The 25,998-nt window shown below is 64.4% G+C and carries 22 protein-coding genes; 11 read left to right on the top strand and 11 right to left on the bottom strand.

What is annotated here, in order from left to right:
- Positions 1 to 2: 2 nt before the first annotated feature.
- The gene (gene aroA / locus L0B83_RS02775; RefSeq protein WP_234756759.1) at positions 3 to 1,397 is read right to left on the bottom strand and encodes a 3-phosphoshikimate 1-carboxyvinyltransferase; all 1,395 of its coding nucleotides are present in this window, start codon (positions 1,395 to 1,397) and stop codon (positions 3 to 5) included.
- Between the two features lie 6 nt (positions 1,398 to 1,403).
- Positions 1,404 to 1,919, bottom strand: a complete 516-nt coding sequence (locus L0B83_RS02770; protein WP_234756757.1) for a DoxX family protein — start codon at positions 1,917 to 1,919, stop codon at positions 1,404 to 1,406.
- 318 nt (positions 1,920 to 2,237) lie between these two features.
- Here L0B83_RS02770 and L0B83_RS02765 point away from each other — a divergent pair, with 318 nt between their 5' ends.
- Positions 2,238 to 2,987 carry a sigma-70 family RNA polymerase sigma factor gene (locus L0B83_RS02765; RefSeq protein ID WP_234756756.1) on the top strand — a complete coding sequence of 250 codons (750 nt, stop codon included), beginning with the start codon at positions 2,238 to 2,240 and terminating at the stop codon, positions 2,985 to 2,987.
- The gene (gene rsrA, locus L0B83_RS02760) at positions 2,984 to 3,241 is read left to right on the top strand and encodes a mycothiol system anti-sigma-R factor (RefSeq protein WP_234756754.1); all 258 of its coding nucleotides are present in this window, start codon (positions 2,984 to 2,986) and stop codon (positions 3,239 to 3,241) included. The genes L0B83_RS02765 and rsrA overlap by 4 nt, the downstream gene beginning before the upstream one ends.
- A 79-nt stretch (positions 3,242 to 3,320) precedes the next feature.
- Here the strand turns inward: rsrA and L0B83_RS19970 are convergent, their stop codons facing one another.
- From L0B83_RS19970 to L0B83_RS02740, 5 genes are all read right to left on the bottom strand, one after another.
- Complete coding sequence (locus L0B83_RS19970) at positions 3,321 to 3,395, bottom strand: 50S ribosomal protein bL37 (RefSeq protein WP_369299106.1); 75 nt, start codon at positions 3,393 to 3,395, stop codon at positions 3,321 to 3,323.
- A gap of 128 nt (positions 3,396 to 3,523) precedes the next feature.
- Positions 3,524 to 4,138 carry a PadR family transcriptional regulator gene (locus L0B83_RS02755; protein WP_234756752.1) on the bottom strand — a complete coding sequence of 205 codons (615 nt, stop codon included), beginning with the start codon at positions 4,136 to 4,138 and terminating at the stop codon, positions 3,524 to 3,526.
- The gene (locus L0B83_RS02750) at positions 4,138 to 4,986 is read right to left on the bottom strand and encodes a DUF4097 family beta strand repeat-containing protein (RefSeq protein WP_234756750.1); all 849 of its coding nucleotides are present in this window, start codon (positions 4,984 to 4,986) and stop codon (positions 4,138 to 4,140) included. Before L0B83_RS02750 ends, L0B83_RS02755 begins: the two co-directional genes overlap by 1 nt.
- Positions 4,987 to 5,107: 121 nt before the next feature.
- A complete protein-coding gene (locus L0B83_RS02745) occupies positions 5,108 to 5,707 on the bottom strand; it encodes a GDSL-type esterase/lipase family protein (protein ID WP_234756748.1) in 600 nt (199 codons plus the stop codon).
- Between the two features lie 142 nt (positions 5,708 to 5,849).
- Positions 5,850 to 9,662, bottom strand: a complete 3,813-nt coding sequence (locus L0B83_RS02740) for a multifunctional oxoglutarate decarboxylase/oxoglutarate dehydrogenase thiamine pyrophosphate-binding subunit/dihydrolipoyllysine-residue succinyltransferase subunit (protein WP_234756746.1) — start codon at positions 9,660 to 9,662, stop codon at positions 5,850 to 5,852.
- A 542-nt stretch (positions 9,663 to 10,204) separates the two neighbouring features.
- Between L0B83_RS02740 and L0B83_RS02735 the strand changes: the two genes are divergently transcribed.
- The 5 genes from L0B83_RS02735 (at position 10,205) to L0B83_RS02715 (ending at position 15,704) form a co-directional block, all read left to right on the top strand.
- Positions 10,205 to 11,674: a hemolysin family protein gene (locus L0B83_RS02735; protein ID WP_234756745.1), complete on the top strand. Its 1,470-nt coding sequence runs from the start codon at positions 10,205 to 10,207 to the stop codon at positions 11,672 to 11,674.
- Positions 11,671 to 12,741, top strand: coding sequence for a hemolysin family protein (locus L0B83_RS02730; protein ID WP_234756744.1), 1,071 nt, complete (start codon positions 11,671 to 11,673; stop codon positions 12,739 to 12,741). The genes L0B83_RS02735 and L0B83_RS02730 overlap by 4 nt, the downstream gene beginning before the upstream one ends.
- A gap of 116 nt (positions 12,742 to 12,857) precedes the next feature.
- Complete coding sequence (locus L0B83_RS02725; RefSeq protein WP_234756743.1) at positions 12,858 to 13,832, top strand: metal ABC transporter solute-binding protein, Zn/Mn family; 975 nt, start codon at positions 12,858 to 12,860, stop codon at positions 13,830 to 13,832.
- 120 nt (positions 13,833 to 13,952) lie between these two features.
- Positions 13,953 to 14,786 (top strand): metal ABC transporter ATP-binding protein, encoded by an 834-nt coding sequence (locus tag L0B83_RS02720; RefSeq protein WP_234756742.1) that lies wholly within the window; start codon positions 13,953 to 13,955, stop codon positions 14,784 to 14,786.
- Positions 14,787 to 15,704, top strand: coding sequence for a metal ABC transporter permease (locus L0B83_RS02715; RefSeq protein WP_234756741.1), 918 nt, complete (start codon positions 14,787 to 14,789; stop codon positions 15,702 to 15,704).
- Here L0B83_RS02715 and L0B83_RS02710 read toward each other — a convergent pair.
- Entirely contained in the window at positions 15,701 to 16,198 is a 498-nt protein-coding gene (locus tag L0B83_RS02710) for a Fur family transcriptional regulator (protein ID WP_234756740.1), read from the bottom strand. The genes L0B83_RS02715 and L0B83_RS02710 overlap by 4 nt on opposite strands.
- Before the next feature lie 108 nt (positions 16,199 to 16,306).
- Here L0B83_RS02710 and L0B83_RS02705 point away from each other — a divergent pair, with 108 nt between their 5' ends.
- Complete coding sequence (locus tag L0B83_RS02705) at positions 16,307 to 16,963, top strand: MBL fold metallo-hydrolase (protein WP_234756739.1); 657 nt, start codon at positions 16,307 to 16,309, stop codon at positions 16,961 to 16,963.
- Between the two features lie 18 nt (positions 16,964 to 16,981).
- Here the strand turns inward: L0B83_RS02705 and cds1 are convergent, their stop codons facing one another.
- Positions 16,982 to 18,070: an L-cysteine desulfhydrase Cds1 gene (gene cds1, locus L0B83_RS02700; protein ID WP_234756738.1), complete on the bottom strand. Its 1,089-nt coding sequence runs from the start codon at positions 18,068 to 18,070 to the stop codon at positions 16,982 to 16,984.
- 115 nt (positions 18,071 to 18,185) lie between these two features.
- On the opposite strand from cds1, the gene L0B83_RS02695 reads away from it, so the two are divergent.
- From L0B83_RS02695 to L0B83_RS02685, 3 genes are read left to right on the top strand one after another with little or no spacing between them, the layout of a single operon-like run.
- Positions 18,186 to 19,040, top strand: coding sequence for a sulfurtransferase (locus L0B83_RS02695; RefSeq protein ID WP_234756736.1), 855 nt, complete (start codon positions 18,186 to 18,188; stop codon positions 19,038 to 19,040).
- Between the two features lie 56 nt (positions 19,041 to 19,096).
- Positions 19,097 to 20,299 carry an NAD(P)-dependent alcohol dehydrogenase gene (locus tag L0B83_RS02690; protein WP_308193944.1) on the top strand — a complete coding sequence of 401 codons (1,203 nt, stop codon included), beginning with the start codon at positions 19,097 to 19,099 and terminating at the stop codon, positions 20,297 to 20,299.
- The gene (locus tag L0B83_RS02685) at positions 20,296 to 20,724 is read left to right on the top strand and encodes an HIT family protein (RefSeq protein WP_234756734.1); all 429 of its coding nucleotides are present in this window, start codon (positions 20,296 to 20,298) and stop codon (positions 20,722 to 20,724) included. The genes L0B83_RS02690 and L0B83_RS02685 overlap by 4 nt, the downstream gene beginning before the upstream one ends.
- Before the next feature lie 228 nt (positions 20,725 to 20,952).
- Here the strand turns inward: L0B83_RS02685 and hrpA are convergent, their stop codons facing one another.
- A complete protein-coding gene (gene hrpA, locus L0B83_RS02680) occupies positions 20,953 to 24,930 on the bottom strand; it encodes an ATP-dependent RNA helicase HrpA (RefSeq protein ID WP_234756732.1) in 3,978 nt (1,325 codons plus the stop codon).
- A gap of 13 nt (positions 24,931 to 24,943) precedes the next feature.
- Complete coding sequence (locus L0B83_RS02675; RefSeq protein WP_234756730.1) at positions 24,944 to 25,942, bottom strand: helix-turn-helix transcriptional regulator; 999 nt, start codon at positions 25,940 to 25,942, stop codon at positions 24,944 to 24,946.
- Positions 25,943 to 25,998: the final 56 nt, after the last annotated feature.

The following is a 25,998-nucleotide window of genomic DNA, read 5'->3' as shown; positions in this document are numbered from 1 at the left end:
CTTCAGTTGCTTGTCTCCGATGAAGCGGTATCTGCGGGCGCTGGACCGGCAGTGAGCATCGAAGCCCAGATGTGCGGGAATTCCGGCATGGTCTTGGAGGTCGTGGCGATGTCTTCAACCTGGACCCCCTCGACGGCGAGCCCCAGGATGGCGCCAGCGGTGGCCATCCGGTGGTCCGCGTAGCTGTGCACGACGCCGGCGTGCAGCGCCGCGGGGCGTATGACCAGGCCGTCGCTGGTTTCCTCGGCGTCCCCGCCGAGCCGGTTGATTTCGGCAACCAGGGCGGCCAGCCGGTCCGTTTCGTGTCCCCGCAGATGAGCGATGCCGGTGAGCCGGGACGGACCGGTCGCCAAGGCGCACAGTGCCGCCACGGTAGGAGCGAGCTCGCTGGTTTCGTCGAAGTCCGCGCCAAGGATCTCCGGGCCGCCGGTGACTGTCAGCGTGCCGTTGTCCAGCGTGACCGTTGCACCCATGGTGGCGAGGATGTCCCGCCAGAGGTCCCCGACTTGGGTGGTATTTGCCGGCCAGTTGGGGATCCGGACGGTTCCCTTCGTGGCAAGCGCAGCGGCCAGGAACGGACCGGCGTTGGAAAGATCCTGCTCGATCCTCTCGTCGAACGCCTGGATGACGCCGGGGGCGACCCGCCAATGGTTCGGGACAGAGTCATCCACCTGCACTCCGACGCCGCGCAGGACCGAGACTGTCATATTGATGTGGTCAAGGCTCGGCACTGGCTTGCCGACATGCTCCAGGTGCAGCCCCTCGTCGAACCGGGCGCCCACCAGCAACAGGGCGGAAACGAACTGCGACGAAGCGCTCGCGTCGATCACCAAATGGCCACCGCGGACAGAGCCGGTCCCGGAAACCTTGAACGGCAGCGAGCTCGCCGCGGTCCCGTCCAGCGCGCTGACTTCCACTCCGAGTGTCCGGAGCGCTTCGATGATGGTGCCCATGGGTCGAAGGCGTGCGTGGGGATCGCCGTCGAACACTGAAGCGCCGTTGCGCAGGGCTGCAAGCGGCGGCACAAAGCGCATGACCGTGCCGGCCAGGCCGCAATCGATGGCGGTCTCCGATGCCGCAGCCGCCGGATCGATGGGGGTCACTTCAAGATCCGGGCCGTAGTCTCCATCGCCCGGTACCTCGGTGATGGTGGCGCCAAGCTGGCGCAAGGCCGCGATCATGAGGGCGGAATCCCGCGAATGCAAAGGTGCCCGCAGCCTGCTTGTCCCGTTGGCCAAGGCCGCCAAGACCAGGTAGCGGTTGGTCAGCGACTTCGAGCCGGGAACCGTAACCGTGGCATCCACAGGGCGGCTGGCGAAAGGCGCCGGCCACAGGGGGAGTGCCGGGGCTGTGGTGGTTCCTGAATCGTCTGTTTGCGTGGCGGGGGTTCCGGGCATGCTTCCTTATGCTCCAACTGTTTTGTCGACTGCCTTGCGGACGGCCCGGTCTGTTTTCTTCAACTGCTTGCCCGTGGCCTTCTTGGCGTCCATTGCGAGGTGTTCGGCACGCCATGCCAGGCTCGGCTTGCCCGCGGTGTCGACGGCGGCGAGGAATACGCCGCCGGTCAGTGAAATGTTCTTGAGCAACCGGGCGCGGCGGGCGAGCCGGCCTTCCTTGGTGCTGATGTCGGAAGAACGCCACTCGACAAAAGTGTTCAGGACCGAGATGCCGGCTAGCAGCGTAGCCGAGAACCGGGAGCATTTGCCGAGGGCCAGCAACGCGCCGGCGCCTACCTGGGCACCACCGATGATTCTCGCAAGCGACTTCTCGTCCGTCGGGAAAGGCAGTGCCTCGGAAGCGCGGCGGAGCAACGGGGAGAGCTGCGTCGCGGTGTCATCAACGTTTTTGAGCTTGTCCAGCCCTGCGATGACAAAGCTGGAAGCCAACATTGGCCTGGCGAGAAAACGGACGAGGGACATGTTTTTGCCTCCTGGATGGCTTGCCATGGTGTTCAGGTGGTGCTGCATTCAAGCTGTATTCAAGTGGTGCGTTGTTCACGGGTGCAGTCGGATCTAGTCTTGCATCTTTGCGGAATATTTGCCCGGAGCTTGCCGTTGTGAGAAGAAGGTGCGGTTTGGGCCGGACCGGGGATTGCGGTGCGTGTGGTGCGCCGCGTTTAGTCATGTCGTTCGAGTGGAGATGGTTTTTTGGCCTTGGTTAAGGACCGTGAGGGACACTTGGCGCTTGTTCGTGAGCGGCCGGTGGACTCCCGGAGGGTGACAGTAGACTTGGATGCAATGAGCACCATGGATCCGGCCGCAGCGGCCATGTACGAAGCAGCGACCGAAGTCACGGACACAACGTCCGGCGGCGACGCAAATGTCGGGGCCGACGTCGAGGTTGCGGTGGACTTCGCACACGAGACCCCCGAACAGCGGAGGGCGCGCTTCGAACGCGACGCCATGCAGTATGTCGACCAGCTCTATTCGGCCGCCATGCGCATGGCCAGGAATCCGTCCGACGCCGAGGACTTGGTCCAGGAGGCCTACACCAAGGCCTTTTCCGCCTTCCACCAGTACAAGCCGGGTACCAACCTCAAGGCGTGGCTGTACCGCATCCTGACCAACACCTACATCAACCTCTACCGGAAGCGGCAGCGCGAACCGCTGCAGTCGAATTCGGACTCGATCGAAGACTGGCAGCTGGCACGGGCGGAATCCCACACCTCGGCGGGGCTGCGATCTGCGGAGGCGGAGGCGCTGGATCATTTGCCGGACTCGGACGTGAAGAGCGCCCTGCAGTCCATTCCGGAGGAATTCCGGCTCGCGGTGTACTTCGCTGACGTCGAAGGCTTCGCATACAAGGAAATATCAGACATCATGAATACCCCGATCGGCACGGTCATGTCCCGGCTTCACCGCGGCAGGAAAATGTTGCGCGATCTGCTGGCGGACTACGCCGCAGAACGGGGAATCAGTGCCGGCGCGGAAGAAAAGGCCTTGGCCGTGGGCGCGGCCACAAGCAAAAAACAGGAGAAAAGGAAATGAGCTGCCAAGGATTGGGCGACTGCGACGATGCTCGGATGCAACGTATTTACGAGTACCTCGATGGTGCCTTGACCCGCGAGGACATCGCAGAGATCAAGACGCACCTGGACGAGTGCCCGGAATGCACCGAGCAATATGACCTTGAATGCGTCATCCGCACCGTGGTCAAGCGCTCCTGCACGGAAGCGGCTCCTGAGAATCTCAAAAACTCGATCCTGGACAGGATCCACTCCATGAACTCGGTGGACGCCTAAGATCCCCAAACGGCAAGGGCCCCGGAAACCTGATGGTTTCCGGGGCCCTCCGCATTAAGTCTTACGCTAAGCCGCTGGCTTAGGTGTTGGGACGCTTGCCGTGGTTTGCGCCGCCGCGCTTACGGTCACGACGCTTACGTGCACGCTTGCTCATAGCTGGCCTCCTTAGATTCTTGATACTCAATAAAGCTGCCCTCCAGTCTCCCACATCACGGGGCCAGGCCGCGAACCGTGCCGTCCTGCCGCGCAGGAACGGAGGCGCGGCCGCGGGGAAACGGAGGCTCAGCCCCGCAGGGAATTCCGGATGGAGATCCTGGCCTGGTCCAAGACCGTGCGCACGGTCTCAAGGGCCATGGGTGTCAGGGTCCGGGAGCCGGCGTGCTGCCGCAACTCCACGCGGATGTCATCGCGGAAGGACTGGACCATCATTTCGGCTTCCTTCAGGATGCGGTGCCCTTCAGGAGAGTAGCTCCCGGCCCACGACTGGAAGTCCGCGGACTTCGCATTGGCCCGCGCGGTTTCGGCTGTCGCCGCCAGGTCTGCCCGCAAGCCGCGCATGTTGCTGCGGATGTCGTCGCGGAGATTGTCGGCCAACCGCCGCACGGAAGCGGAGATGTTGTCCTCGACGTCGGCCAGTTCCTGCCGCCTGCTGTTGAGCTCGGCGAGTCCGGCCGCGGTGATGGAGTAGTTGGTGCGGCGCCCGGCGCTGCTGGTGGCGACGAGCCCTTCTTCCTCCAGTTTGCCCAGGCGCGGATAGATCGTTCCGGCACTGGGGGAGTAGGTTCCTCCGAAGCGGTCGCCGAGGGCTTTGATGAGTTCGTAACCGTGCTTGGGACCTGATTCCAGGAGTGCCAGCAGATAAAGCCGGAGCGCTCCGTGGGCAAAGACGGGTGGCATCAGGCTTCTTCCCCTCCGGGTGCCGAGTGCGCTGTTCCGGGCGTTGGCACGCTGCCATGGATGATGAACGTCTTTCCCGACACGGAGTTGGTTCGTGCGACCATGAGCCGCTCGTCGGGGCCGACGATGGTCTGGACCCTTCCACCCGACTGGGCATAGAGCTGGTCATCGATCATCACGGTGCCGCTGGCCGTTTTGGCCACGATGTCCACGCCCACGTCGTGCGGCAGGCGGATGGTGAGGTCGCCTGAAACGGAGTTGGCTCCGAAGTCCCGGGTGTAGCCCTGAAGGTCGAAGCTGAGGTCGCCGCTGACTGTATGGGCCCGGATGTTCTGGAAACGGCCCGAGGCCGTGACTTCGCCCGAGACGCTTTTGGCGGTCATGATGCCGTCGTGATTGCGGGCGATGACCTCGCCGCTGACGGTGTTGACGTGAAGCTCGCCCCGCGTGCCGTCCGCGAGGACGGACCCGGACACCGTGTTGAGGCGGATATGGCCGGTGGCTCCCGATACCATGCCGTCGCCGCCCACGGTCCCTGCTTCGACGTCGACGCCCGCAGGCAACGCGATGCTGATGACGATCGTGTTGGCACTGGTGTTGTTGACGGTCCCCATGAGGTTGCGGAACCACCCTTGGGCGCCGTGCAACTGGTGGCGGACCTCGAGCCGGCCGTCAACGAGGCTAACGCTCAGTGGGTCGCCGCCGATCTCCGAGACTTCGATCCTGGTGGTCGCTTCGTCGTGCGTCACGACGTCGAAACGGCCTTTGACGATGCCCAGCTTGAGTGAGCGGACGCCGTCGACGTCGATGGTCTGCGGACCGGTGACGGTCCAGTTCTCTTCTGACATGGCCCCTCCATTACTGCGCTCGGGTGTCGCGATATATCGCGTCGTTAGATTCACGATATATCGCGATCCTGGGCTTGGCAATAGGTCCTGCAAACGGGAGGGAGATGCCCCTCCAGTCGGGCTATTCCGGCTGGGCGATCCTCAGCCACTGGAACCAGCCACGATGCAAAACGAGCCAGGCCATGAGCCCGTAGCCCGCCTGGCCCGGGGTGCCGCCGTTCGCAGCGAGGTCGGTGCGCCATTGCTCGTGGTTGAGCAATGGCGAGAAGGTGTCGACGTAATGGTGGTTGCGGCGGGTGGTGACGTCCGCAAATGCGGCGTTGAGTTCCGCTATCCGGCGGTTTTTGGCAGGATCCAGGGTGGGCGGCGGACCGACGACGAATACTTCGATGTTGCTTTGGGACGCCGCATCGAGGATGTTGGCAAGATTGAGGCGGCTGCGCGCCGTGGAAACACCGAATTCTATGTCGCGGCCGGACAAACCGATCACGAGGCGGTTTTCGTGGACCTCGCTGAAGCGCCTCCCGGCTTCGTCGAGCCAGCGCGCGGCGAGACCCTCCGTGCCCTCCATGGGGCAGGGAAGAGAGTAGCTCTCCACGGGAACGGAATCCTGGGGAGTCCGCGCAAGGACCCTCCCGAGCCAGCCCAAGGCCCTGGGATCACCGAGCCCGGCGAGTAGTTCATCACCAACAGCTGCGATGCGCAGCTTCCTGTCTTCCACGGTTACCTCTTCACCAAACGTTGCGGTCCTTGCACTGTGCCCGGCCGGGCGGCTGGATCACCGGGCACTTGTTCCATTAAACAGAACCGCCCGGCTGGAAGCGGGTATTGAACCTCCAGCCGGGCGGCCTTCACTCTTGGGGTTACTTGCGTTCGAAGGCCTGCTTGAGCAAGGTGGCCTGTTCGGCGCTGTGGCGCTTCATGGAACCGGCTGCCGTGGAAGCCGATGCCGGACGCGAAACGAGCCGGATCTTGCGGTCAAGTGCCTGCGGCAGGTTCAGGCCGATGAACGGCCACGGGCCCTGGTTGGCGGGTTCGTCCTGCGCCCAGACGATTTCGGCGTTCGGGTACTTGGCCAGTTCCGCTTCGATCTGGGCCTGGGGCAGCGGGTACAGCTGTTCCAGCCGGATGATCGCCGTCGAGGTGTCGCCGGTCTTCTGGCGGCTCGACAGGAGATCGTAGTACAGGCGGCCGGAAACCAGGATCACGCGGTCAACGCCCTCTGCCTGAAGAGGCTCGTGCTCGCCGATGACCGGCTTGAAGCCGCCCGTGGTGAAGTCCTCCACCGCGGAAGCCGCACCCTTGAGGCGCAAAAGCTGCTTCGGAGTGAAGATGATGAGCGGCTTGCGCGGACGGCTGTACGCTTGCCGGCGCAACAAGTGGAAGTGCGAGGCGGCCGTGGTGGGGTTCGCCACGATCATGTTGTCTTCGGCGCAAAGCTGCAGGAACCGCTCGATGCGTGCGGACGAGTGGTCCGGTCCCTGGCCTTCGTAGCCGTGCGGCAGCATGAGCACGAGCGAGGAACGCTGGCCCCACTTTTGTTCGGCCGAGGAGATGAATTCGTCGATGATGGTCTGTGCGCCATTGACGAAGTCACCGAACTGCGCCTCCCAAAGCACCAAGGCGTCCGGACGTTCCACCGAGTAGCCGTACTCGAAGCCCATGGCCGCGTATTCGGACAACAAGGAGTCGTAGATCCACAGCTTGGCCTGGTCCTCGCTCAGGTTGGCCAGCGGCACCCACTCGCGGCCGTTTGCGCGGTCGTGGAAAACGGAGTGACGCTGGACGAACGTGCCACGCCGGGAATCCTGGCCGGCGAGGCGGACGGGGACGCCCTCCATGACGAGCGAACCAAAGGCCGCGATCTCGCCGAAGCCCCAGTCGATGCCGCCCTCACGGGACATCTGCTCACGCTTCTCGAGGAGCTGCTTGAGCTTGGAGTGGACCGTGAAGCCTTCCGGAATGTCCAAGTGCGCCTGGCCGATTCTCTGCAGCATTTCGGCCGGAATGGCGGTGGTGGCGGGAGCGTTGGTGCCGAAGTCCGCTTGCTGGGCGATGGGACGCTCGATGTCCGAGACCGCAGCGGAGTCCGCCGTGACGATCGGAATAGGCGAAGTCTGCGCGGCGTGTGTCTCCGCGAAGACGCGCTCGAGGCGTTCCTGGTAGTCGCGCAGCAGCTGTTCCGCTTCGTCTTCGGTGATGTCGCCACGTCCGATGAGGGATTCCGTGTAGAGCTTGCGGACGGAACGCTTGGCTTCGATGAGGTTGTACATGAGCGGCTGGGTCATCGAGGGGTCGTCGCCCTCGTTGTGTCCGCGGCGGCGGTAGCAGACCATGTCCACGATGACGTCCTTGTGGAAGCGCTGGCGGAACTCGTAGGCCAGCTGCGCGATGCGAACCACGGCCTCGGGGTCGTCGCCGTTCACATGGAAGACCGGAGCCTGGATCATCTTGGCGACGTCGGTGGAGTACGTCGAGGAACGCGACGACGACGGCGCGGTGGTGAAGCCGACCTGGTTGTTCACGATGATGTGGATGGTTCCACCGGTGCGGTAGCCGCGCAGCTGGGACAGGTTGAGCGTTTCCGCCACCACGCCCTGGCCGGCGAATGCGGCGTCGCCATGGACCATGATGGGCAAAACGGGGAAAGCCTCGCCCTGGTCCAGCCGGTCCTGCTTGGCCCGGACAATGCCTTCAAGCACGGGGTCAACCGCTTCAAGGTGGGAAGGGTTGGCAGCGAGGTAGACCTTGGTCTCATTGCCGTTGTCCGAAGTGAAGGTGCCTTCAGTGCCGAGGTGGTACTTGACGTCGCCCGAGCCCTGCACGGAGCGGGGGTCCTGGGTGCCTTCGAACTCGCGGAAGACCTGGGCGTACGTCTTGCCCGCAATGTTGGTGAGCACGTTGAGGCGGCCACGGTGGGCCATGCCGATCGCGACCTCGTCGAGTCCGTCGTCGGCGGCGTCGGAGATGATGGTGTCCAGCAGCGGAATCAGGGATTCCCCGCCTTCGAGGGAGAAGCGCTTCTGGCCCACGAACTTGGTCTGGAGGAAGGTTTCGAAGGCCTCCGCTGCGTTGAGCTTGGAAACGATGCGCAGCTGCTCTTCACGGCTCGGCTTGGAGTACGGGTGCTCCAACTGGTCCTGGAACCACTTGCGTTCTTCCGGCTCCTGGATGTGCATGTACTCAATGCCCGTGGTCCGGCAGTAGGCGTCGCGGAGGACGCCCAGGATGTCGCGGAACTTGAGCATTGGCTTGCCGCCGAAGCCGCCGGTGGGCCACTCACGGTCCAGGTCCCACAGGGTGAGGCCGTACGTCAGCACGTCGAGGTCGGGGTGCTTGCGCTGGACGTACTCGAGCGGGTTCGTGTCTGCCATGAGGTGGCCGCGGACCCGGTAGGAGTGGATCAACTGCTGGATGCGGGCAACCTTGTTGATCTCGTCGGCGGGGTCCACCTGGAGGTCTGGGCTCCAACGCACGGGCTCGTAGGGAATGCGCAGCGCTTCGAAAATCTCGTCGTAGAAGTTCTGGGCGCCGAGGAGGAGCTGGTGGACGAGCTTGAGGAACTCGCCGCTTCCGGCGCCCTGGATGACGCGGTGGTCGTACGTGGACGTCAGCGTGAGGATCTTGCTGATGGCGTTCTGGGCGATGATCTTCTCGCTCGCGCCTTGCCACTCGGCAGGGTAGTCGAGGGCTCCGACGCCGATGATGGCCGCCTGGCCCTTGGAGAGCCTGGGCACCGAGTGCACGGTACCGATGCCGCCCGGGTTGGTCAGCGACACGGTGGTGCCCGCGTGGTCGTCCGCCGTGAGCTTGCCGTTGCGTGCGCGCTTGATGAGGTCTTCGTAGGTGTGCCAGAACTCCGCGAAGTTCATGGTTTCGGCCTTCTTGATGTTGGGAACCATCAGAAGGCGCGTGCCGTCAGGCTTGGGCATGTCAATGGCAATGCCGAAGTTCACGTGCGCGGGCTGCACGGCGACGGGCTTTCCATCCACTTCGTCGTAGTACACGTTCATCGACGGGAACTGGGACAGTGCGCGGACCACCGCGTAGCCGATGAGGTGGGTGAAGGAGACCTTGCCGCCGCGGGCACGGGCAAGGTTGGAGTTGATGACAACGCGGTTGTCGATCAGGAGTTTCGCGGGAACGGCCCTGACGCTCGTGGCGGTGGGGACCTCAAGGCTTGTGACCATGTTGGAGGCGATGGCCTTGGCCGGACCACGGAGGACGGAGACGACGTCCTCTTCCGGGGGAGTGGGAGCCTTGGTGCTCTTGGGGAGCTGTGCCGGGATCGGCTGTGACTGGCTGCCGTCGGATGGCTTCTGCGCGCCGTCCTTGGCGACAGTGGCCGGAGCCTTCTTGACCGGTGCCGCGGGAGCAGCCGGAGCAGGTGCGGGGGCGGCGGGGGGAGTTGCCGGTGCGGCTACGGGCGCGGCCGGCGTCGTTGCCGGTGCGGCGGCCTGTGCAACGACAGGAATTTCGCGAGTGGGAGGGTTGGCAGGGGCTGCTGAGGTTCCGTTGGAAGAAGTGCCGTCAGCGGTGTCGAAGGACTCGAAGAGCGGCCACCACTTGGCGTCGACCGAATTCTTGTCCTGCTGGTACCGCTCGTACAGTTCGTCAACGAGCCACTCGTTTCCGCCAAATTCCTCGGGTAGACGGTGGCTTGGCTGCTCTGGCACTTGAAATACGCCTCTTCCATGAGTGTTGATGTCCAGCTGGCCCGGGGAACTGCAGGGGGTGCAAAGCGAGCCAGGGTCCGGGTCCCGCGAACTCAGACCCTAGCCAGTCTAGTGACGAGCGGCGGCTATCTGCCAATAGTGGTGATCTAAATCATGTCAATCGCGGTACGCCTTGACTTCCGTTCCCGCAGGGGGCTCTTCCTTACCGGGATTTTGCGCTCGTTTGCTCCGTCGGGCGACCCGGCCTACGCCTGTGAAGCCGCGTGAAGCCGCGCCGCGGCCGGACTGTAGACTTGAATCCTTATGGACAGTAATTCTAGGTGCCGGCCTGGGAGCTGCAGGGGGAGCCGTTCGGCAATCTCCGCGCAGCGCACCCGCCGAGCCGGCAATGCCCGTACACATGCCCATCGCACCCCGGAGCTCTTGGCCGGCCGGCCAGCGGATCGTTCATCCGCCGCGTCAGACCAACCCCCGCCGGGCCAACCGGCCTTTAGCTCTGCTTATCTCCCGCTCCTGCCGCACGCTCCATTCGGCGGCCTCTGATGGAGTGGCTTTTCCTTCTCGCCGGCGTGCTCCTGATTCTGGGCACCGGCTTCTTTGTCGCCGTCGAGTTTTCGCTTGTGGCGCTCGACCAGTCAACGGTCCAAAGAGCGGTCGACGGCGGCGACCACGCCGCAGCGGCGTTGCTCAGATGCCTCAAGTCCCTTTCGACCCAGCTTTCAAGCTGCCAATTGGGAATCACCCTCACCACCCTGTTGACCGGCTTCGTCATGGAGCCGTCGGTCGGCTCGCTCTTGCGTGGACCGCTGCTCTTGGCCGGGCTGCCCGAGGCCGCCGCGCAGTCCGTGTCCCTCGTCCTGGCCATGGCCTTGGCCACCGGTTTGTCGATGCTGATCGGCGAACTCGTTCCGAAGAACATGGCCCTGGCCTTGGCATTCCCGCTGGGCCGGGCGTTGGCCCGCCCGCAACTGCTGTTCACGGCCGTGTTCAAGCCGGCAATCGTTGTGCTCAACGGCTTCTCGAACAAGGTGCTCAACCTCGTGGGACTGGAGGCCAAGGAGGAAATCTCGGGTGCCCGCTCGCCTTCCGAACTGGCCTCCTTGGTGCGTCGTTCGGCCGAGCTGGGAACCCTCGACGCCGGGACGGCCAACTTTCTTGCCCGGACCCTGAACTTCTCGGCGCGGACGGCCGCGGACGTCATGACCCCGCGCATCCGCATGGAAACCATAGACGCCGACCAGCCGGTATCGGACATCATCGAAGCGGCCCGCCGGACCGGCTATTCGCGCTTCCCAGTCATCGGCGAATCGGCAGATGACATCCGCGGCGTCGTGCACATCAAGAAAGCCGTGTCCGTCCCGTCGGAACGCAGGAGCCGGCTCGAGGCCGGAGCCATCATGTCCGAAGTCCTGAGGGTTCCCGAGACCATCCATCTTGACGCCCTGCTTTTGGAACTTCGCGAGGGCAACCTGCAACTCGCCGTCGTGCTCGATGAGTACGGCGGAACTGCGGGGATCGCCACCCTTGAGGACCTGGTGGAAGAAATCGTAGGCGAAGTGGCCGATGAGCATGACAAGGTCCGGCCCGGCTTGCTGCAGAGCGCTTCAGGCGACTGGTACTTCCCTGGTCTTTTGCGTCCGGACGAAGTCAGCGAACAGGTTCCGGGCCTTACGGTGCCCGACGACCCCGCTTACGAGACGGTCGGCGGTTACGTGATGAGCCAACTTGGACGGATCGCGGTGGTCGGCGACGTCGTCGAGGCAGGCGGCGGCACCCTGGCCGTCACCCGGATGGACGGCCGCCGGATCGACCGCATTTGCTTCCACCCCGCTGCGCCGCCCGACACTGACGATGATGCCGACGGCGATGAAGGCACCGAGGAAAGTGATTCGAGCGGATGGCAAGGCAGGAAGCAGGCGCGAAAGCGGTTGGGCAAGGAGTCCGGCGGTTCGCCAAACGACGCCGTTGACAACCCTGTGGCCAAAGCCGGCCGGCAAGGACGTGCGGCATGAGCGACTGGGTAGGAATCCTGTGGCTCGTGGTGCTGTTGATCGGCAACGCCTTCTTTGTCGGCGCCGAGTTCGCCGTGATGTCCGCGCGCCGCAGCCAGATCGAGCCTTTGGCCCAGCACGGGTCAAAGCGCGCCCAGACCACGCTCTATGCGATGGAACACGTCTCGCTGATGCTGGCGTGTGCCCAGCTTGGCATCACCGTCTGTTCCTTGCTGATTCTCCTTGTGGCCGAGCCTGCCATCCACCATTTGCTGGGTGCGCCGCTGGAGTCCGTGGGCGTTCCTGGCCAATTGGCTGACATCATCGCCTTTGCGGTTGCCTTGCTGGCCGTCACCTTCCTCCATGTGACCTTTGGCGAAATGGTACCCAAGAACATCTCGGTATCTGTCGCGGACAAGGCGGCTTTGCTGCTGGCTCCGCCTTTGGTCCATGTGGCCCGCTTCGTGAAGCCTGTCATCTGGACCTTGAACTGGCTGGCCAACGGCATCCTTCGCTTGATGAAGATCGAGCCCAAGGATGAGGTGACTTCCTCCTTCACCCTCGAGGAAGTCCAGTCCATCGTGCAGGAATCGACCCGTCACGGGCTGGTGGACGACGACGCCGGCCTCCTGACCGGAGCTTTGGAGTTTTCCGAGCACACGGTTGCGCACATTATGGTCCCGCGGGACAAACTGGTTGCCCTCCAGCCCGGGTCTACGCCGCGGCAACTCGAGAAAGCTGTCAGCCGCACCGGGTTCTCCCGATTCCCCGTATTGGACGACGACGGCGAGCTGACGGGGTACCTGCACATCAAGGACGTGCTTTCCATCCCCGAGGAGGGACGCCGCTATCCGATCGCGGAAAGCCGGATCCGGTCCCTCGTGAACCTCGCACCCGAGGACGAGGTTGAAGATGCCATGGCCATGATGCAGCGGACGGGGTCGCACTTGGGCCGTGTTGTGGGCATCGGCGGGGCGACCCTGGGCGTGTTGTTCCTGGAAGACGTCATCGAACAGCTTGTCGGGGAGATCCGCGATGCCACCCAGGCCAGGGTTATTCGGCGGCTGGGCGGTCCCGAGTCAGCGTAACCTCGCGTTCCGCCAGGGGTGGGCGCCGGCAATCTTGTTTTCTAAATAGGAATCATTCCTATTTATGGATTACACTCAGTGGGTCCCCTGTTGATTCGGTAGATCCGAGGTTTCCTGTGCGTCGTACCGCCGCCCGCTTTTCCCTTGCCGCCCGCCTTTCTCCCGTTACGCTGCTTTCCGCGTCCGCGGCAGCCGCCGTCCTGCTTTCCGCCTGCTCGGCACCTGCCGCAACGCCGCCGGCCTCGTCCTCCAAAGTGATCGATGTGGTCGCCTCCACCAGCGTGTACGGCGACATCGCCAAGAATGTGGGCGGTGACAAGGTGTCAGTCACCTCCATCATCAGCAAGACCAGCCAGGATCCGCATTCCTACGAGGCAAGCACCCAGGACAAGCTGGCCGTCTCGAAGGCCCAGCTGGTGATCGACAACGGCGCGGGCTACGACGATTTCTTCAGCAAGCTGGCCGATGAGGGCAAGGTTTCGGCGGACAAGACCATTACCGCCGTCAACGTTTCGGGGCTCCTTCCCGCGGCAACCCCCGGCGCATCTGCCGCTGCGGCGCCCGAGGGGTTCAACGAGCACGTCTGGTACAACTTCGACGCGATGGCGAAAGTGGCCGATGCTGTCGCTGCGAAGCTCGGAAGCCTGGACGCTGCCGATGCCAAGACCTTCACCGCCAACGCCGACAAGTTCAAGTCCTCGCTCACCGGACTCAGCGCCAAGGTCGCGGCGATCAAGGCTTCCAAGGGTTCCGCTCCGGTCGCAATTACCGAGCCCGTTCCCGGGTACTTGCTTGAAGCCGCGGGCTTGGAGAACAAGACGCCCGAGCAGTTCAGCCATGCCATTGAGGCCGGCTCGGACGTTCCGCCGGCAGCAGTCAAGGAAACGAGTGACCTGATTACCTCGAAGTCCGTTCGCTTCCTCGCGTACAACGAGCAGACCGCCAGCGCCGAGACGGAAAAGCTGAAGGCTGCGGCATCCGCTGCCGGCGTTCCGGTGGTCGGTTTCACCGAGACCCTTCCCGAGGGCAAGGACTACGTTGCGTGGATGACGGACAACGTGGGCAACGTCGCCGCTGCGCTGAACAAGTAAAAAGCCCCAGCGGATAAGAACAGGCGGGCCCCGCAATCGTCCTAAGATATACAGGGCGGCTGCGGGGCCCGCCCAGTTCATCCACCAGCGGGCCGGCAGCGACGTCGCTTCGCGAACCCCATGGATCGAGGAATCTTTTTGACACCGGTAGTGAGCCTTCGCGGCGCGGGCCTGCAGTTTGGCCAGCGCGCCCTCTGGAAGGGCCTCGACGTGGACATCCAGGCGGGTGAGTTCTTCGCCGTGCTTGGCCCAAACGGCAGCGGCAAGACCAGCTTCCTCAAGGTCCTCCTCGGGCTGCAGCAGCTTCACTCCGGGACCGTGACCGTGGCCGGGCAAGCCGTGGAACGCGGCAGCAGGAAGATCGGGTACATTCCGCAGCAGAAGTCCTTTGCCCCGGATACGCCCTTGCGTGCCAGGGACCTGGTTGCCCTCGGCGTCGATGGCCACCGCTGGGGCCTGCGGATCAAAACCAAAACCGTCAATGAGCGCGTCGACGCCCTCCTGGACTTGGTGGGGGCGAGTGATTACGCCCGCGTGCCGCTTGGCCAATTGTCCGGCGGGGAGCAACAGAGGCTCCGGGTGGCACAAGCCCTCGCCACGGAGCCTGAACTCCTGCTGTGCGACGAACCGCTGCTGTCCTTGGACCTGCACCACCAGCAGGCAGTGAGCGCCCTCATCAACCAGCAATGCCGCCAGCGGAACAGCGCCGTGGTGTTCGTGACCCACGAGATCAACCCGGTCATCGACTACGTGGACCGCGTACTTTACCTTGCCGGCGGCAGGTTCCGGGTGGGAACACCGGATGAGGTCATGACCACCGAGGTTCTGTCCGAGCTGTACAACAGCCGCGTCGAGGTCATTCGCGCGAACGGCAGGATCGTCGTGGTCGGCCTTCCGGACGCGACGACCCACTACCACGACGACGCCCACGCCGGCGTGGAGGAAGGTCACTAAATGGATCTCGGCAGCATCCTGCACTCCATCTTCAACTTCGAAAACTACGGCGAGCTGCTCGCCTTGGTCCAGAATTCCATTTGGGCCGGTGCGGTCCTTGGCCTGCTCGGCGGGCTCGTGGGCACTTTTGTCATGAAGAGGGACCTCGCGTTCGCCGTGCACGGCATTTCGGAGTTGTCTTTCGCCGGCGCTTCCTTTGCCCTGCTTATCGGGTCTGACATCATCTTCGGTTCGCTCGCGGGATCCGTTGCGGCTGCGCTGCTCCTGGGAATCATGGGCGGACGGGCGCGGGACAAGAACTCGATCATCGGCGTCATCATGCCGTTCGGGCTTGGCCTGGGCATCTTGTTCCTTGCCCTCTACCAAGGGCGCGCGGCCAATAAGTTCGGGCTCCTGACCGGACAGATCGTTTCGGTGGACACCGTCCAGCTCCAGGTCCTGGCAGGCACGGCCGTGGTGGTCATGCTCGCGCTGGCCGCTATATGGCGCCCGCTCAGCTTCGCGAGCGTGGACCCCGAGATGGCGGAAGCCAGGGGAGTGCCGGTCCGTGGCCTGGCGATCGCCTTCATGGTGTTGCTCGGCGTCAGCGTGGCCTTGTCCATCCAGATTGTCGGCGCGCTCCTGGTGCTGGCCCTGCTGATCACGCCCGCGGCGGCCGCCCTCCGGGTAACCACGTCGCCGCGGCTCGTGGTCGTGTTGAGCGTGCTTTTCGCGGTCACGGCCACCGTCGGCGGCATCCTCCTCGCGCTCGGCAGCAGGATTCCGATCAGCCCGTATGTCACCACGTTGTCGTTCCTGATCTATGTGGTGTGCAGGATCATCGGCTCTGTGCGCGCCAAGCGCGGAATCAACGGCCGGATCGTCCGCCCCCACGTTGCCGTTGGTGAGGCCGTGGAAGGCCAGACGGTAGCCGGCTAGAGCAGGCCCGCAGCCTTCTTGGCGGTGCACTCGGGGCACAGGCCGAAAATTTCCACCGTGTGTGCCACTTCGGTGTAGCCGTTGTCGGCGGCAACCCGGGCTGCCCACGTCTCAACCGCCGGGGCTTCCACTTCGACGGCCTTGCCGCAATTGCGGCAGAGCAAGTGGTGGTGGTGGCCGGTGACCGCACAACGGCGGTAGACGGCTTCGCCATCGGCATTCCTCAGAACATCGACCAGACCGTCGTCGGCAAGCGACTGCAGAATGCGGTACGCAGTGGCCAGCGACACCGAGACACCTTGGTTCTGGAGCAGCCGGTACAGTTCCTGGGTGCTCACAAAGTCATCGAGTTCGTCCAAGGCGGCACTGACGGCCAGGCGCTGCTTGGTGACGCGTTGCTCCTTGACGGCAGGATCCTTGGCGGCAGCACCCTTCACCTCGGCGAGGGACTGTGCTGCGGACCCGGACGTGGCGGCATGGGCGCCCTGTGACATTCGTGGACTCATTTCGATGTGGACGTTCGCAAATACCCACGTTACCAGCAGGTCCTGCCCGGATGGCGGTTCGTGGACACCACCGGAGGCCCGCCCTAGGCTGGCTGCATGAAGCTCACCAAGTTCACCCACGCTTGTGTCCGCCTGCAAAAGGACAGCCAGGTCCTCGTGATCGACCCCGGCACCTTTTCCGAGTCGGAGGAAGCGCTAGCGGGCGCCGACGCGGTGCTGATCACGCACGAGCACGCCGACCATTTTGACCCTGACGCGATCGTGGCGGCACTCAAGGGGAACCCCGGGCTGCAGGTGCACGCGCCTTCGGGGGTCGCTTCCCAGCTCGCCGGAAAGGCGGGCGACGACGGCGAGCGGGTTCACGCCGTCGAGCCCGGCACGTCCTTTGAAGCCGGGGGCTTCGCGATTCGTTCGTTCGGAGGGCAGCACGCCCTCATCCACCCGCAGATTCCGGTAGTGGCCAACATCGGCTACCTCATCGACGAAAACATCTTCCACCCAGGGGATTCCTTCGTTGTGCCTGACGGCATCGACGTGCAAACCCTGCTTGTGCCCATTCACGCGCCCTGGTCAAAGGTGGGCGAAGTGGTTGACTTCGTCATCGCGGTCCGCGCGCCCAAGGCCTACCCGGTCCACGACGGCCTGCTCAACGAACTCGGACGGGGACTGGTGGAAGGCCACGTCACCCGGATCGGGGCGCGATACGGTACCAGCTACTCGAGGTTGTCGCCGCGGGAATCGGTGGAGGTCTAGCTCAGCCCGCGGCGTGGCCTACATGCCGCGTGGCCAGGCGCCCGTCTCGAAGAAGTCAGCCAGCACGCCCTCGTAGGGGGCGGGATCGATGCCGCGCTCAGCGAGCCAGTCGGCGTTGTGGTAGCTGCCCGCGTAGCGATCGCCGGCGTCGCACATGAGCGACACAATGCTCCCGCGCTTGCCCTGGGCCACCATCTCGGCAATGAGTTGGCAGACACCCCACAGGTTGGTTCCCGTGGACGGGCCCGCGTGCAGCCCTGCCAGCCGGCGCAGATGGCGCATGGCGGCTACGGAAGCGGCATCGGGAACCTGGATCATGGTGTCGATGACGGCCGGGACGAAGCTGGGTTCCATGCGTGGACGGCCGATGCCTTCGATCCTGGACGGCATGCCCGTCGAGTAGTCCGATACGCCGTCGCGCCAGCCAGGGTAGAACGCGGAATTTTCGGGATCGACCACGGCTAGCCGCGTTGAGTGGCAGTGGTATCTCAGGTACCGGCCGATCGTCGCGCTGGTTCCACCGGTGCCGGCGCCCACCACGATCCACTCCGGCACCGGATGCTCTTCCAGGGCGAGCTGCTCGAAGATGGATTCCGCAATGTTGTTGTTGCCCCGCCAGTCAGTGGCGCGCTCGGCAAAAGTGAATTGGTCCATGTAGTAGCCGCCGGACGTCCGCGCGACCTCCTCGGCCATCGCATAGACCTCCGAGGCGTGGTCCACGAGGAGGCAGGCACCGCCGAACTCCTCGATGAGGGCGATCTTCTCGGGACTGGTGGTCCGGGTCATGACGGCGATGAACGGAAGCCCGATCAGCCTCGCGAAATATGCCTCGGACACCGCCGTGCTCCCGCTGGAAGCCTCAACGATGGTGGTTCCTTCCGTGATCCAGCCGTTGACCAGGCCGTAGAGGAAAAGCGAGCGGGCCAGGCGGTGCTTGAGGCTGCCCGAACGGTGCGTCGATTCGTCCTTGAGGTAGAGGTGGACACCCCAGTGTTCGGGGAGCGGGACCGCGTAGAGGTGCGTATCCGCCGAGCGGTTGTTCTCGGCCTCGATGCGCCGGATGGCCTCGCTGGCCCATGACCGGTCCTGGTTGCGTAGAGTGCTCACCGACCCAGCCTACCGGCGGCGGCTTCCGCCCAGGGATAGGCTGGTAGCCGGTCGGCAGCTGCACGGCGGCAGCGTCGCCGTCGTTTGGTACACGCAGCAGAACGAAGGAGATCCGATGGCCACGATCATTGACGCAGCCGCACTCAAGGACCGCATGGATGCAGGCAAACGGACCGTCTTGCTCGACGTCCGGTGGGTATTGGGCGATCCGCACGGCTATTCGCACTTCCGCCAGGCCCACCTTCCCGGCGCTGTCTATGTGGACCTGCACAACGAACTTGCCGATCCCACGGCCGAAGGCCAGGGCAGGCACCCGCTGCCGTCAACCAGTGCGCTGCAGCGAAGCGCGCGGTCCTGGGGAATCAACAACGGCGACACGGTGGTCGCCTACGACGACAGCGGCAACACCGCCGCGGCCCGTCTGTGGTGGCTGCTCCGGGACGCCGGTATCCATTCCGTATTCCTGCTCGACGGCGGATTGGGTGCCTGGCGCGCCGCGGGCTACCCGCTCTCGCAGGACGAGCAAGCACCGGTTCCGGGCGACGTCGTGCTTGGACGCGGCCACATGGATGCCATCAGCATGGAGGACGCGGCTGACTGGCACTTGAGCGGGATCCTTCTCGATGCGCGGGCGGGAGAGCGCTACCGTGGCGAAATCGAGCCCGTTGATCCCCGCGCGGGACACATTCCCGGGGCGCTGAGTGCCCCCACCAGCGGAAACCTCGGGCCTGACGGAACGTTCCTCCGCGCAGCGCAGCTCCGCAACAGATTCGCAGGCCTGGGCATCGACGAAGGCAGCAAGGTAGCGGTGTACTGCGGTTCCGGGGTGACCGCGGCCCACGAGATCGCAGCCCTCGAAATCGCAGGATTCCGGGCAGCACTTTTCCCCGGCTCGTTCTCGCAATGGTCCTCGGACGACGCCAACCCGGTGGTCATCGGTGCGGCGCCGCTGGACACGGCGGACCGGTGAGCCTTGCCGGCAGCGGGGAGTGGCAAAAAATCCGCCCGCAGGGGTAGCGTCGAGGCATGACTCCCGGACGCCCCGTTCCTCCGCCCCTTGGCAAACCGCTCGTCGTGAGTGACGAGACCGGCGAGGCCAGCCTGCCAACACCTGCTCCCGCCCCGTCGAAACCTGCTTCCGCGAGCGGCATGCCGACGCTTGCGGCAGCGTACGGCGCCACCTCGGCCGGCAGCGGCCTTGTTCCCTTGACCGTGGCACGGCGCGCTCCCAAGGAAGACGACGTCGAGATTGAGATCGACTTCTGCGGCCTTTGCCACTCCGATGTCCACGCGACACGGGGCGAATGGGGCGAACAAAACTATCCCCTGGTCCCGGGCCACGAGATCGTGGGCAGGGTCCGCAGTGTGGGCTCCGCCGTCGACGACTTCGCCCCGGGCGACCTGGTGGGCGTGGGTTGCCTGGTGGATTCCTGCCGCGAGTGCGACAGCTGCCTGGAAGGCGTGGAGCAGTATTGCGAACGCGGAAACGTGGGCACCTACGGGGCAAAGGATCCCCGGAACGGTGGTGCCATCACGCAAGGCGGCTACTCCACTTCCGTGGTGGTTGACCGGCGCTTCGTGTTGCGTGTGCCCGAGGGCCTTGAGCCGGCTGCGGCGGCGCCATTGCTCTGCGCGGGCATCACCACCTACTCGCCCCTGCGCTACTTCGACGTCGAGGAAGGGGACGTCGTTGGCGTCGTCGGACTCGGCGGACTGGGCCACATGGCGGTCAAGATCGCCAAGGCGATGGGTGCGCAAGTGGTGGTCTTCACCACCTCGGAAGCCAAGGTCGAGGCGGCAATAGAGCTTGGCGCCGATGACGTGGTCCTCTCGAAGGACCCCGCAGCCATGGAGGCCGCCAACCGCACCATCGATGTCATTATCGACACCGTCGCGGCGCCGCATGACCTGAACCCGTACTTGCGCACCTTGCGGCTGAACGGCGCCCTCTTCCAATTGGGGCTGCCTCCCACAGACATGCCTCCCGTCAGTCCCGGCACGCTGATCCGGCGGCGGCTCTCCTATGCCGGCTCGTTGATCGGAGGCATTGCCGAGACGCAGGAAATGCTGGATTTCTGCGCCGAGCATGGCGTTGTCAGCGACGTCGAGGTCGTGACCGCCCGGCAACTCAATGAAGCCTACGACCGCATGGTTGCCGGCGACGTCAAATACCGTTTCGTCCTCGATACCAAGACCCTTCAGCCCGCTTCGGAAAAGGCAGACGTATGAGCACCCTCTTCACCAAGATCATCAACGGCGAGATCCCTGGACGCTTTGTCTGGAAGGACGACGACGTCGTGGCCTTCCTGACCATCGCCCCGCTGACCGACGGCCACACGCTCGTGGTGCCGCGCGAAGAAGTGGACCGCTGGACCGACGTCCCCACTGAGCTCCTCAACAAGGTCATGTCCGTCGCGCAGACGATCGGCAAGGCGCAAGTGGAGGCTTTTGGCGCACCCAGGGCAGGGCTGTCGGTGGTGGGCTTCGAAGTGGAGCACTTCCACGTGCACGTCTTCCCCGCAACGTCCCTGGCCGATTTCGACTTCGGGTCCGTCGAGCACAATCCGGACCCTGCCCGGCTCGACGCGAACGCCGCTAAAATCCGGGCCGGCCTCGTCGCCGCCGGACACGGAGAGTTCGTTCCGGCGGATTGAGGCCGGAACGCCCGGTCACCTTTGGTGGGGTTTTTCCAAACGCCCGGTCACCTTTGGGCGGGTTTTTCCAGACGCCCGGTCACCTTTGGTGGGGTTTTTCCAAACGCCCGGTCACCTTTGGGCGGGTTTTTCCAGACGCCCGGTCACCTTTGGTGGTGTTTTTCCAAACGCCCGGTCACCTTTGGTGGATTGGGGTGTATCGGTGACCGGGCGTTGGCGGTGTCCCGCTTAAGCGGGTGCCAGCGCCTGGTTGAGAACCGTCCGGATGCGCTTTTCCGAGACCGAGTAAGCGGTCCCGAGCTCCACCGCGAAAAGGCTTACCCGCAGTTCCTCGATCATCCAACGCACCCGTGTTAACTCGGCTCCTGCTCGCCGCCCCGGCAGCAGCGCGGAGACGGCGTCGTCGTAGTCGTCCTCCAACGCTTGAACGACCGACATGTTGAGCGCGTCGCGCTGGACATTGTTCGGGAGCTTTTCGAGGCGCTTCTCGATTCCTGCCAGATACCGCGGCAAATGGCTCAGTTGGGTGTAGCCCGTCCGTGCCACAAAACCGGGGAACACGAGTTGCTCCAGTTGGCTCTTCATATCGTTAAGTGCGCTGATCAGGGCGAGGCTCGTGCTGCCCTTGAGTTGCTTCTCGATCCGCCGGGTGCTGCCCAAGATGCGTTCGACGACGGCGGTCACGGTGAAGACGGTGTCGATCAGTTCCGCGCGCACCAGCTCGTACAACGCATCGAAAGCTGCCTTGTCCCAAGGAAGTTCGGCCGGAGTCAACTTGTCGATCGCCGCCAGGACGCAGTCGGCGATCAAGGCGCTGACCGAACCGTGGGGATTTTGGCTGAACGTCAACTTCTCCGTGTTGTTCAGGTGTTCCAGGACGTAGCGGTCCGGGGAAGGAACCCGCAGTGCGAGCAGCCGGATGACGCCGCCGCGCATTGCTGACTCCTGCTCTGCCCGGGTCTGGAAAACCCGCAAAGCCACGGATTTTCCCTCATCCACGAGAGCGGGAAAACCGGTGACATCGTGCCCCTTCACTGTGCGCGTCACCTGGCGTTCGATAGCCCCGAAAGTCCATGCGGTCAGTCCGGTTTGCTCTGACAGCAAGCCCTTGTGCGCAGCGCCGCCGTTGCCGTTTCCTCCGGGTGATCCGGCAACCCCGGCATGTGCAGTGGCCTTTGGACCCTTGGAGCGTGACGTCGTCGCCGGTGTCGCTCCAAGCGATTCGGCGATGGCCCGCCGGGTATCAGGTGCCAGCTGCTCTTGGAGCGCGGCAAGGTCCTTACCTTCATCGAGCACCTTGCCCCGGCTGTCCACCACCTTGAAGTTCACGCGCAGGTGCGCCGGAACTGCGTCCCAGTTCCAGGATCCCGGAGGGATGATGTGCCCTCGGATGCGGCGCAGCACCAATTCGAGCGAAGCTTCAAGGTCATCCGAGGAGGGATCGAAGTCGGCTTCCAGGGCAGCAGCCGCTTGCCGGGCCACGTCCGGGGCCGGCACGAAGTTCTTGCGGAGGTGTTTGGGCAGCGACTTGATCAGTGCAGTGACGAGTTCCACCCGCTGGCCGGGTATTTGCCAGCGGAAGGGGCCGTCGTCGAGCTGGTTGAGGAACAGCACGGGAACCTCGACCGTCACGCCGTCCGAGGGGTTGGGGGCCGAACCTGGAGCGACGGGATGGAACTCGTAGCTCAGGGGAAGCTCGAAGCCCTTGTGCAGCCAGGTTTTCGGGTAGGCGGAATCGTCGAGGGCTTCCGCGTCATCGCTGATCAGGAGCGATTGGTCGAAGTCCAGCAAGCTGGGGTCCTGCTGGCGCGCTTCCTTCCACCACTTGTCGAAGTGGCGTTCGGAGACCACGTCCTTTCCGATTCTGGCGTCGTAGAACTCGAAGAGCGTGTGGTCGTCCACGAGGATGTCGCGGCGGCGCATCCGGGTCTCGAGCTCTTCGATCTCGTTGAGCAACGCGCGGTTGCGGTGGAAGAACTTGTGATGGGTTTTCCACTCGCCTTCCACGAGGGCGTGCCGGATGAAGAGTTCCCGGGAGAGCTCGGGGTCGATCCTGCCGTAGTTGACGCGGCGGTTCGGGATGATCGGAACTCCGTAGAGCATGACCTTCTCGTGGGCCATGACGGAACCCGTCCGTGCGGACCAGTGGGGCTCACTGTAGGAGCGCTTCACGAGGTCCGGTGCAACCTGTTCGACCCACAACGGATCGAACTTCGCTGCGACCCGGGCCCAGAGCCGGCTTGTCTCAACCAATTCCGCGGCCATGACGAACGGCGGCGACTTCTTGAACAACGCCGAGCCCGGGAAGATGGCGAAACGGCTGCCGCGTGCTCCGGCGTATTCGCGCTTGCGTTCATCCAGTATGCCAATGTGGCTCAGCAACCCCGAGAGCAGGCTGATGTGGATTCCTTCGTTGTTGCCGACCGGATCGGCCTCGCGCTTGTTGTCGACTGTGATGCCCAACGGCTTGGCGAGCTGGCGCAATTGCTGGAAGAGGTCTTGCCATTCCCGGATGCGCAGGTAGTTGATGAATTCGTTCCTGCACAGCCGGCGGAACTGAGTGGAGGAGAGCTCGTGCTGCTTTTCCTGGACGTAGTTCCACAGGTTCAGAAACCCTGTGAAGTCCGAGTTCTCGTCGCGGAAACGTGCGTGTTTTTCGGCGGCAAGCTGCTGCTTGTCCGTCGGGCGCTCGCGCGGATCCTGGATGGTCAACGCCGCCGCCAGGATCATGACTTCCTTGACGCAGCCGCGCTTTCCGGCCTCCACGATCATCCGGCCGAGGCGAGGATCCACCGGGAGCTGGGCCAACTTCTGCCCGACGGCGGTGAGGCCGCCGCCCGCACGCCCGTTGCCGCCGTCGCTCGTCCGGGCTGCGCCGTTGCCCGCGCGGGGGGCGCTCAACGCGCCGAGTTCGCGCAACAGCGTGACGCCGTCGTTGATCGCCCGGGAGTCCGGCGGCTCGACGAACGGGAAGTTCTCGACGTCCTTGGGGCCCCGGGCAACACCCATTGCCGTCATCTGCAGGATGACAGCGGCAAGGTTGGTCCTCAGAATCTCGGGATCGGTGAACCGGGGACGTGACTCGAAGTCTTCCTCGGAATAGAGCCGGATGGCAATGCCCTCGGACACACGCCCGCAGCGGCCGGAACGCTGGCTTGCTGAAGCCTGCGAGACACGTTCAATGGGCAGCCGCTGCACCTTGGTGCGGTGGGAGTAGCGCGAGATGCGGGCCGTGCCGGTGTCGATGACGTACTTGATGCCGGGAACGGTCAAGGACGTTTCGGCGACGTTGGTCGCGAGGATGATCCGCCGTTTGCCGCCCGGGTTGAAGACTCTGTGCTGCTCCTGCAGGCTCAACCGGGCAAACAACGGCAGCACTTCCGTGGCTGCCAGCCTGCGGTTGGCTTGGATCCGGCCGTTCAGGGCCTCCGCGGCGTCGCGGATCTCGCGCTCGCCGGAGAAGAAGACCAAGATGTCTCCGGGAGCCTCCAGCGCGAGCTCGTCGACGGCGTCGCACACGGCGTCGAGGGGGTCGCGGTCCTCCTCGAGTTCGTCGTCGGACGCATCCTCATCGTCAGCCGAGGCGCCCCCGGCCGGCTGGGACAGCGGCCGGTAGCGGATTTCCACCGGGTAGGTCCGGCCGGAGACCTCGATGATCGGCGCGGGTTCTTCTTCGCTGCCGAAATGCTTGGCGAAACGCTCGGGGTCGATGGTGGCCGAGGTGATGATGACTTTCAGGTCCGGCCTTTGCGGCAGGATCCGCTTGAGGTAGCCCAGGATGAAGTCGATGTTGAGGCTGCGCTCGTGTGCCTCGTCGATGATGATGGCGCTGTACTTCCGCAGCAGCTTGTCCCGCTGGATCTCGGCCAGCAGGATGCCGTCCGTCATCAGCTTGATTTTGGTGGCCTTGCTGACTTCTCCGGTGAAACGGACCTGGAAGCCGACTTCCTGCCCGATCTCGACGCCCATCTCGAACGCGATGCGTTCTGCCACCGTGCGCGCGGCGAGGCGGCGCGGCTGGGTGTGGCCGATCAGGCCCTTGTCCCCGAGGCCGAGCTCCAGGCACATTTTGGGGATCTGCGTGGTCTTCCCGGAACCGGTTTCGCCGGCGATGACGGTCACTTGGTTTGCGGCGATGGCCGCCATCAAGTCCTCGCGGCGCTCGGAGACGGGCAGCTCTGCGGGATAGGAAATATGAAGTGTCATGGCTGCTGACAGTCTACTGTGGCGGCGCTCCGCCTTGCAGTGGACGGTTCCCTGGATGGTTCCCCGCGGACTTTTCCAATCGACCGGCGAGCGTGCAAGCATATTCCTTGAACTCTTCCGGAGAGATGATCTCAAAGTCCATGTCGAGCGCTGCCAGGTGCGCCGCCGGCTGCGCCAGGCTATCCCAGCCGGCGCGGAGCAGGGTTGCGTTCCCGCCGTCGTCGGTCAAGCTCGCGAGCTGCGGGCCGACGACGGCGGCCACCTCGGCGATGGGGGCGTGGAGGCGGACGACGACGTCGAAACGGTAAGGCGAGCGGGTCACGGAGCGCTGGACGTAGTCTGCGAGGTCCTCGGCCGGCAGGGGGCGCGGCACATACTTTTTCCGTTCGGCCGGAAGCGTGGCGATGCGGTCGGCGCGGAACGTGCGCCAGTCTTCCCGGTCCACATCCCACGCGACCAGGTACCAGCGCCGCCCGGTGTCCACCAGCCGGTATGGTTCCACCAAACGCCGGCGGGCGTCGCCGTCGGCTTTGACATAGTCGAAACTGAGTTGCCGCTTGTCCGCGATCGCCGCAGAGACCACCGTGAGCTGCTGGGGGTCTACCGACGCCGCGTTGCTGGGCAGCGTGGTGACCGCGGCCTTGAGCATCGCGAACTTCGGGCGGAGACGTGACGGCAGCACCTGCTCGAGCTTGGCAAGGGCACGGACCGAGGCTTCGCCGATTCCGGCAACCGGACCCGCCGCCACCGAGTTCAATCCCAGGGCGACGGCGAGAGCTTCATTGTCGTCAAGCAGCAGCGGCGGCAACTGTGCGCCGGCACCCAGTTGGTAGCCGCCGGCTGTTCCCGGCGAGGCGTGGATGGGGTAGCCGAGGTTCCGGAGCTTGTCGATATCGCGGCGGACGGTGCGCTCCGTGACACCCATCCGCTGGGCCAACGCCGGGCCGGTCCATTCACGCCGGACCTGCAACAAGGACAACAATTGCAGGAGCCTGGCGGACGTTTGGATCATGGAATGAATCTAGCCCATGTTGCGGACAAAAACGGTCCGTGTTTGGGGGTGGACTG

The sequence above is a fragment of the Arthrobacter alkaliphilus genome (assembly GCF_021483235.1).
Lineage (GTDB): Bacteria > Actinomycetota > Actinomycetes > Actinomycetales > Micrococcaceae > Arthrobacter > Arthrobacter alkaliphilus.
The sequence above is the reverse complement of the archived record's forward strand: the minus strand, read 5'-3'. Positions and strand labels throughout refer to the sequence as shown.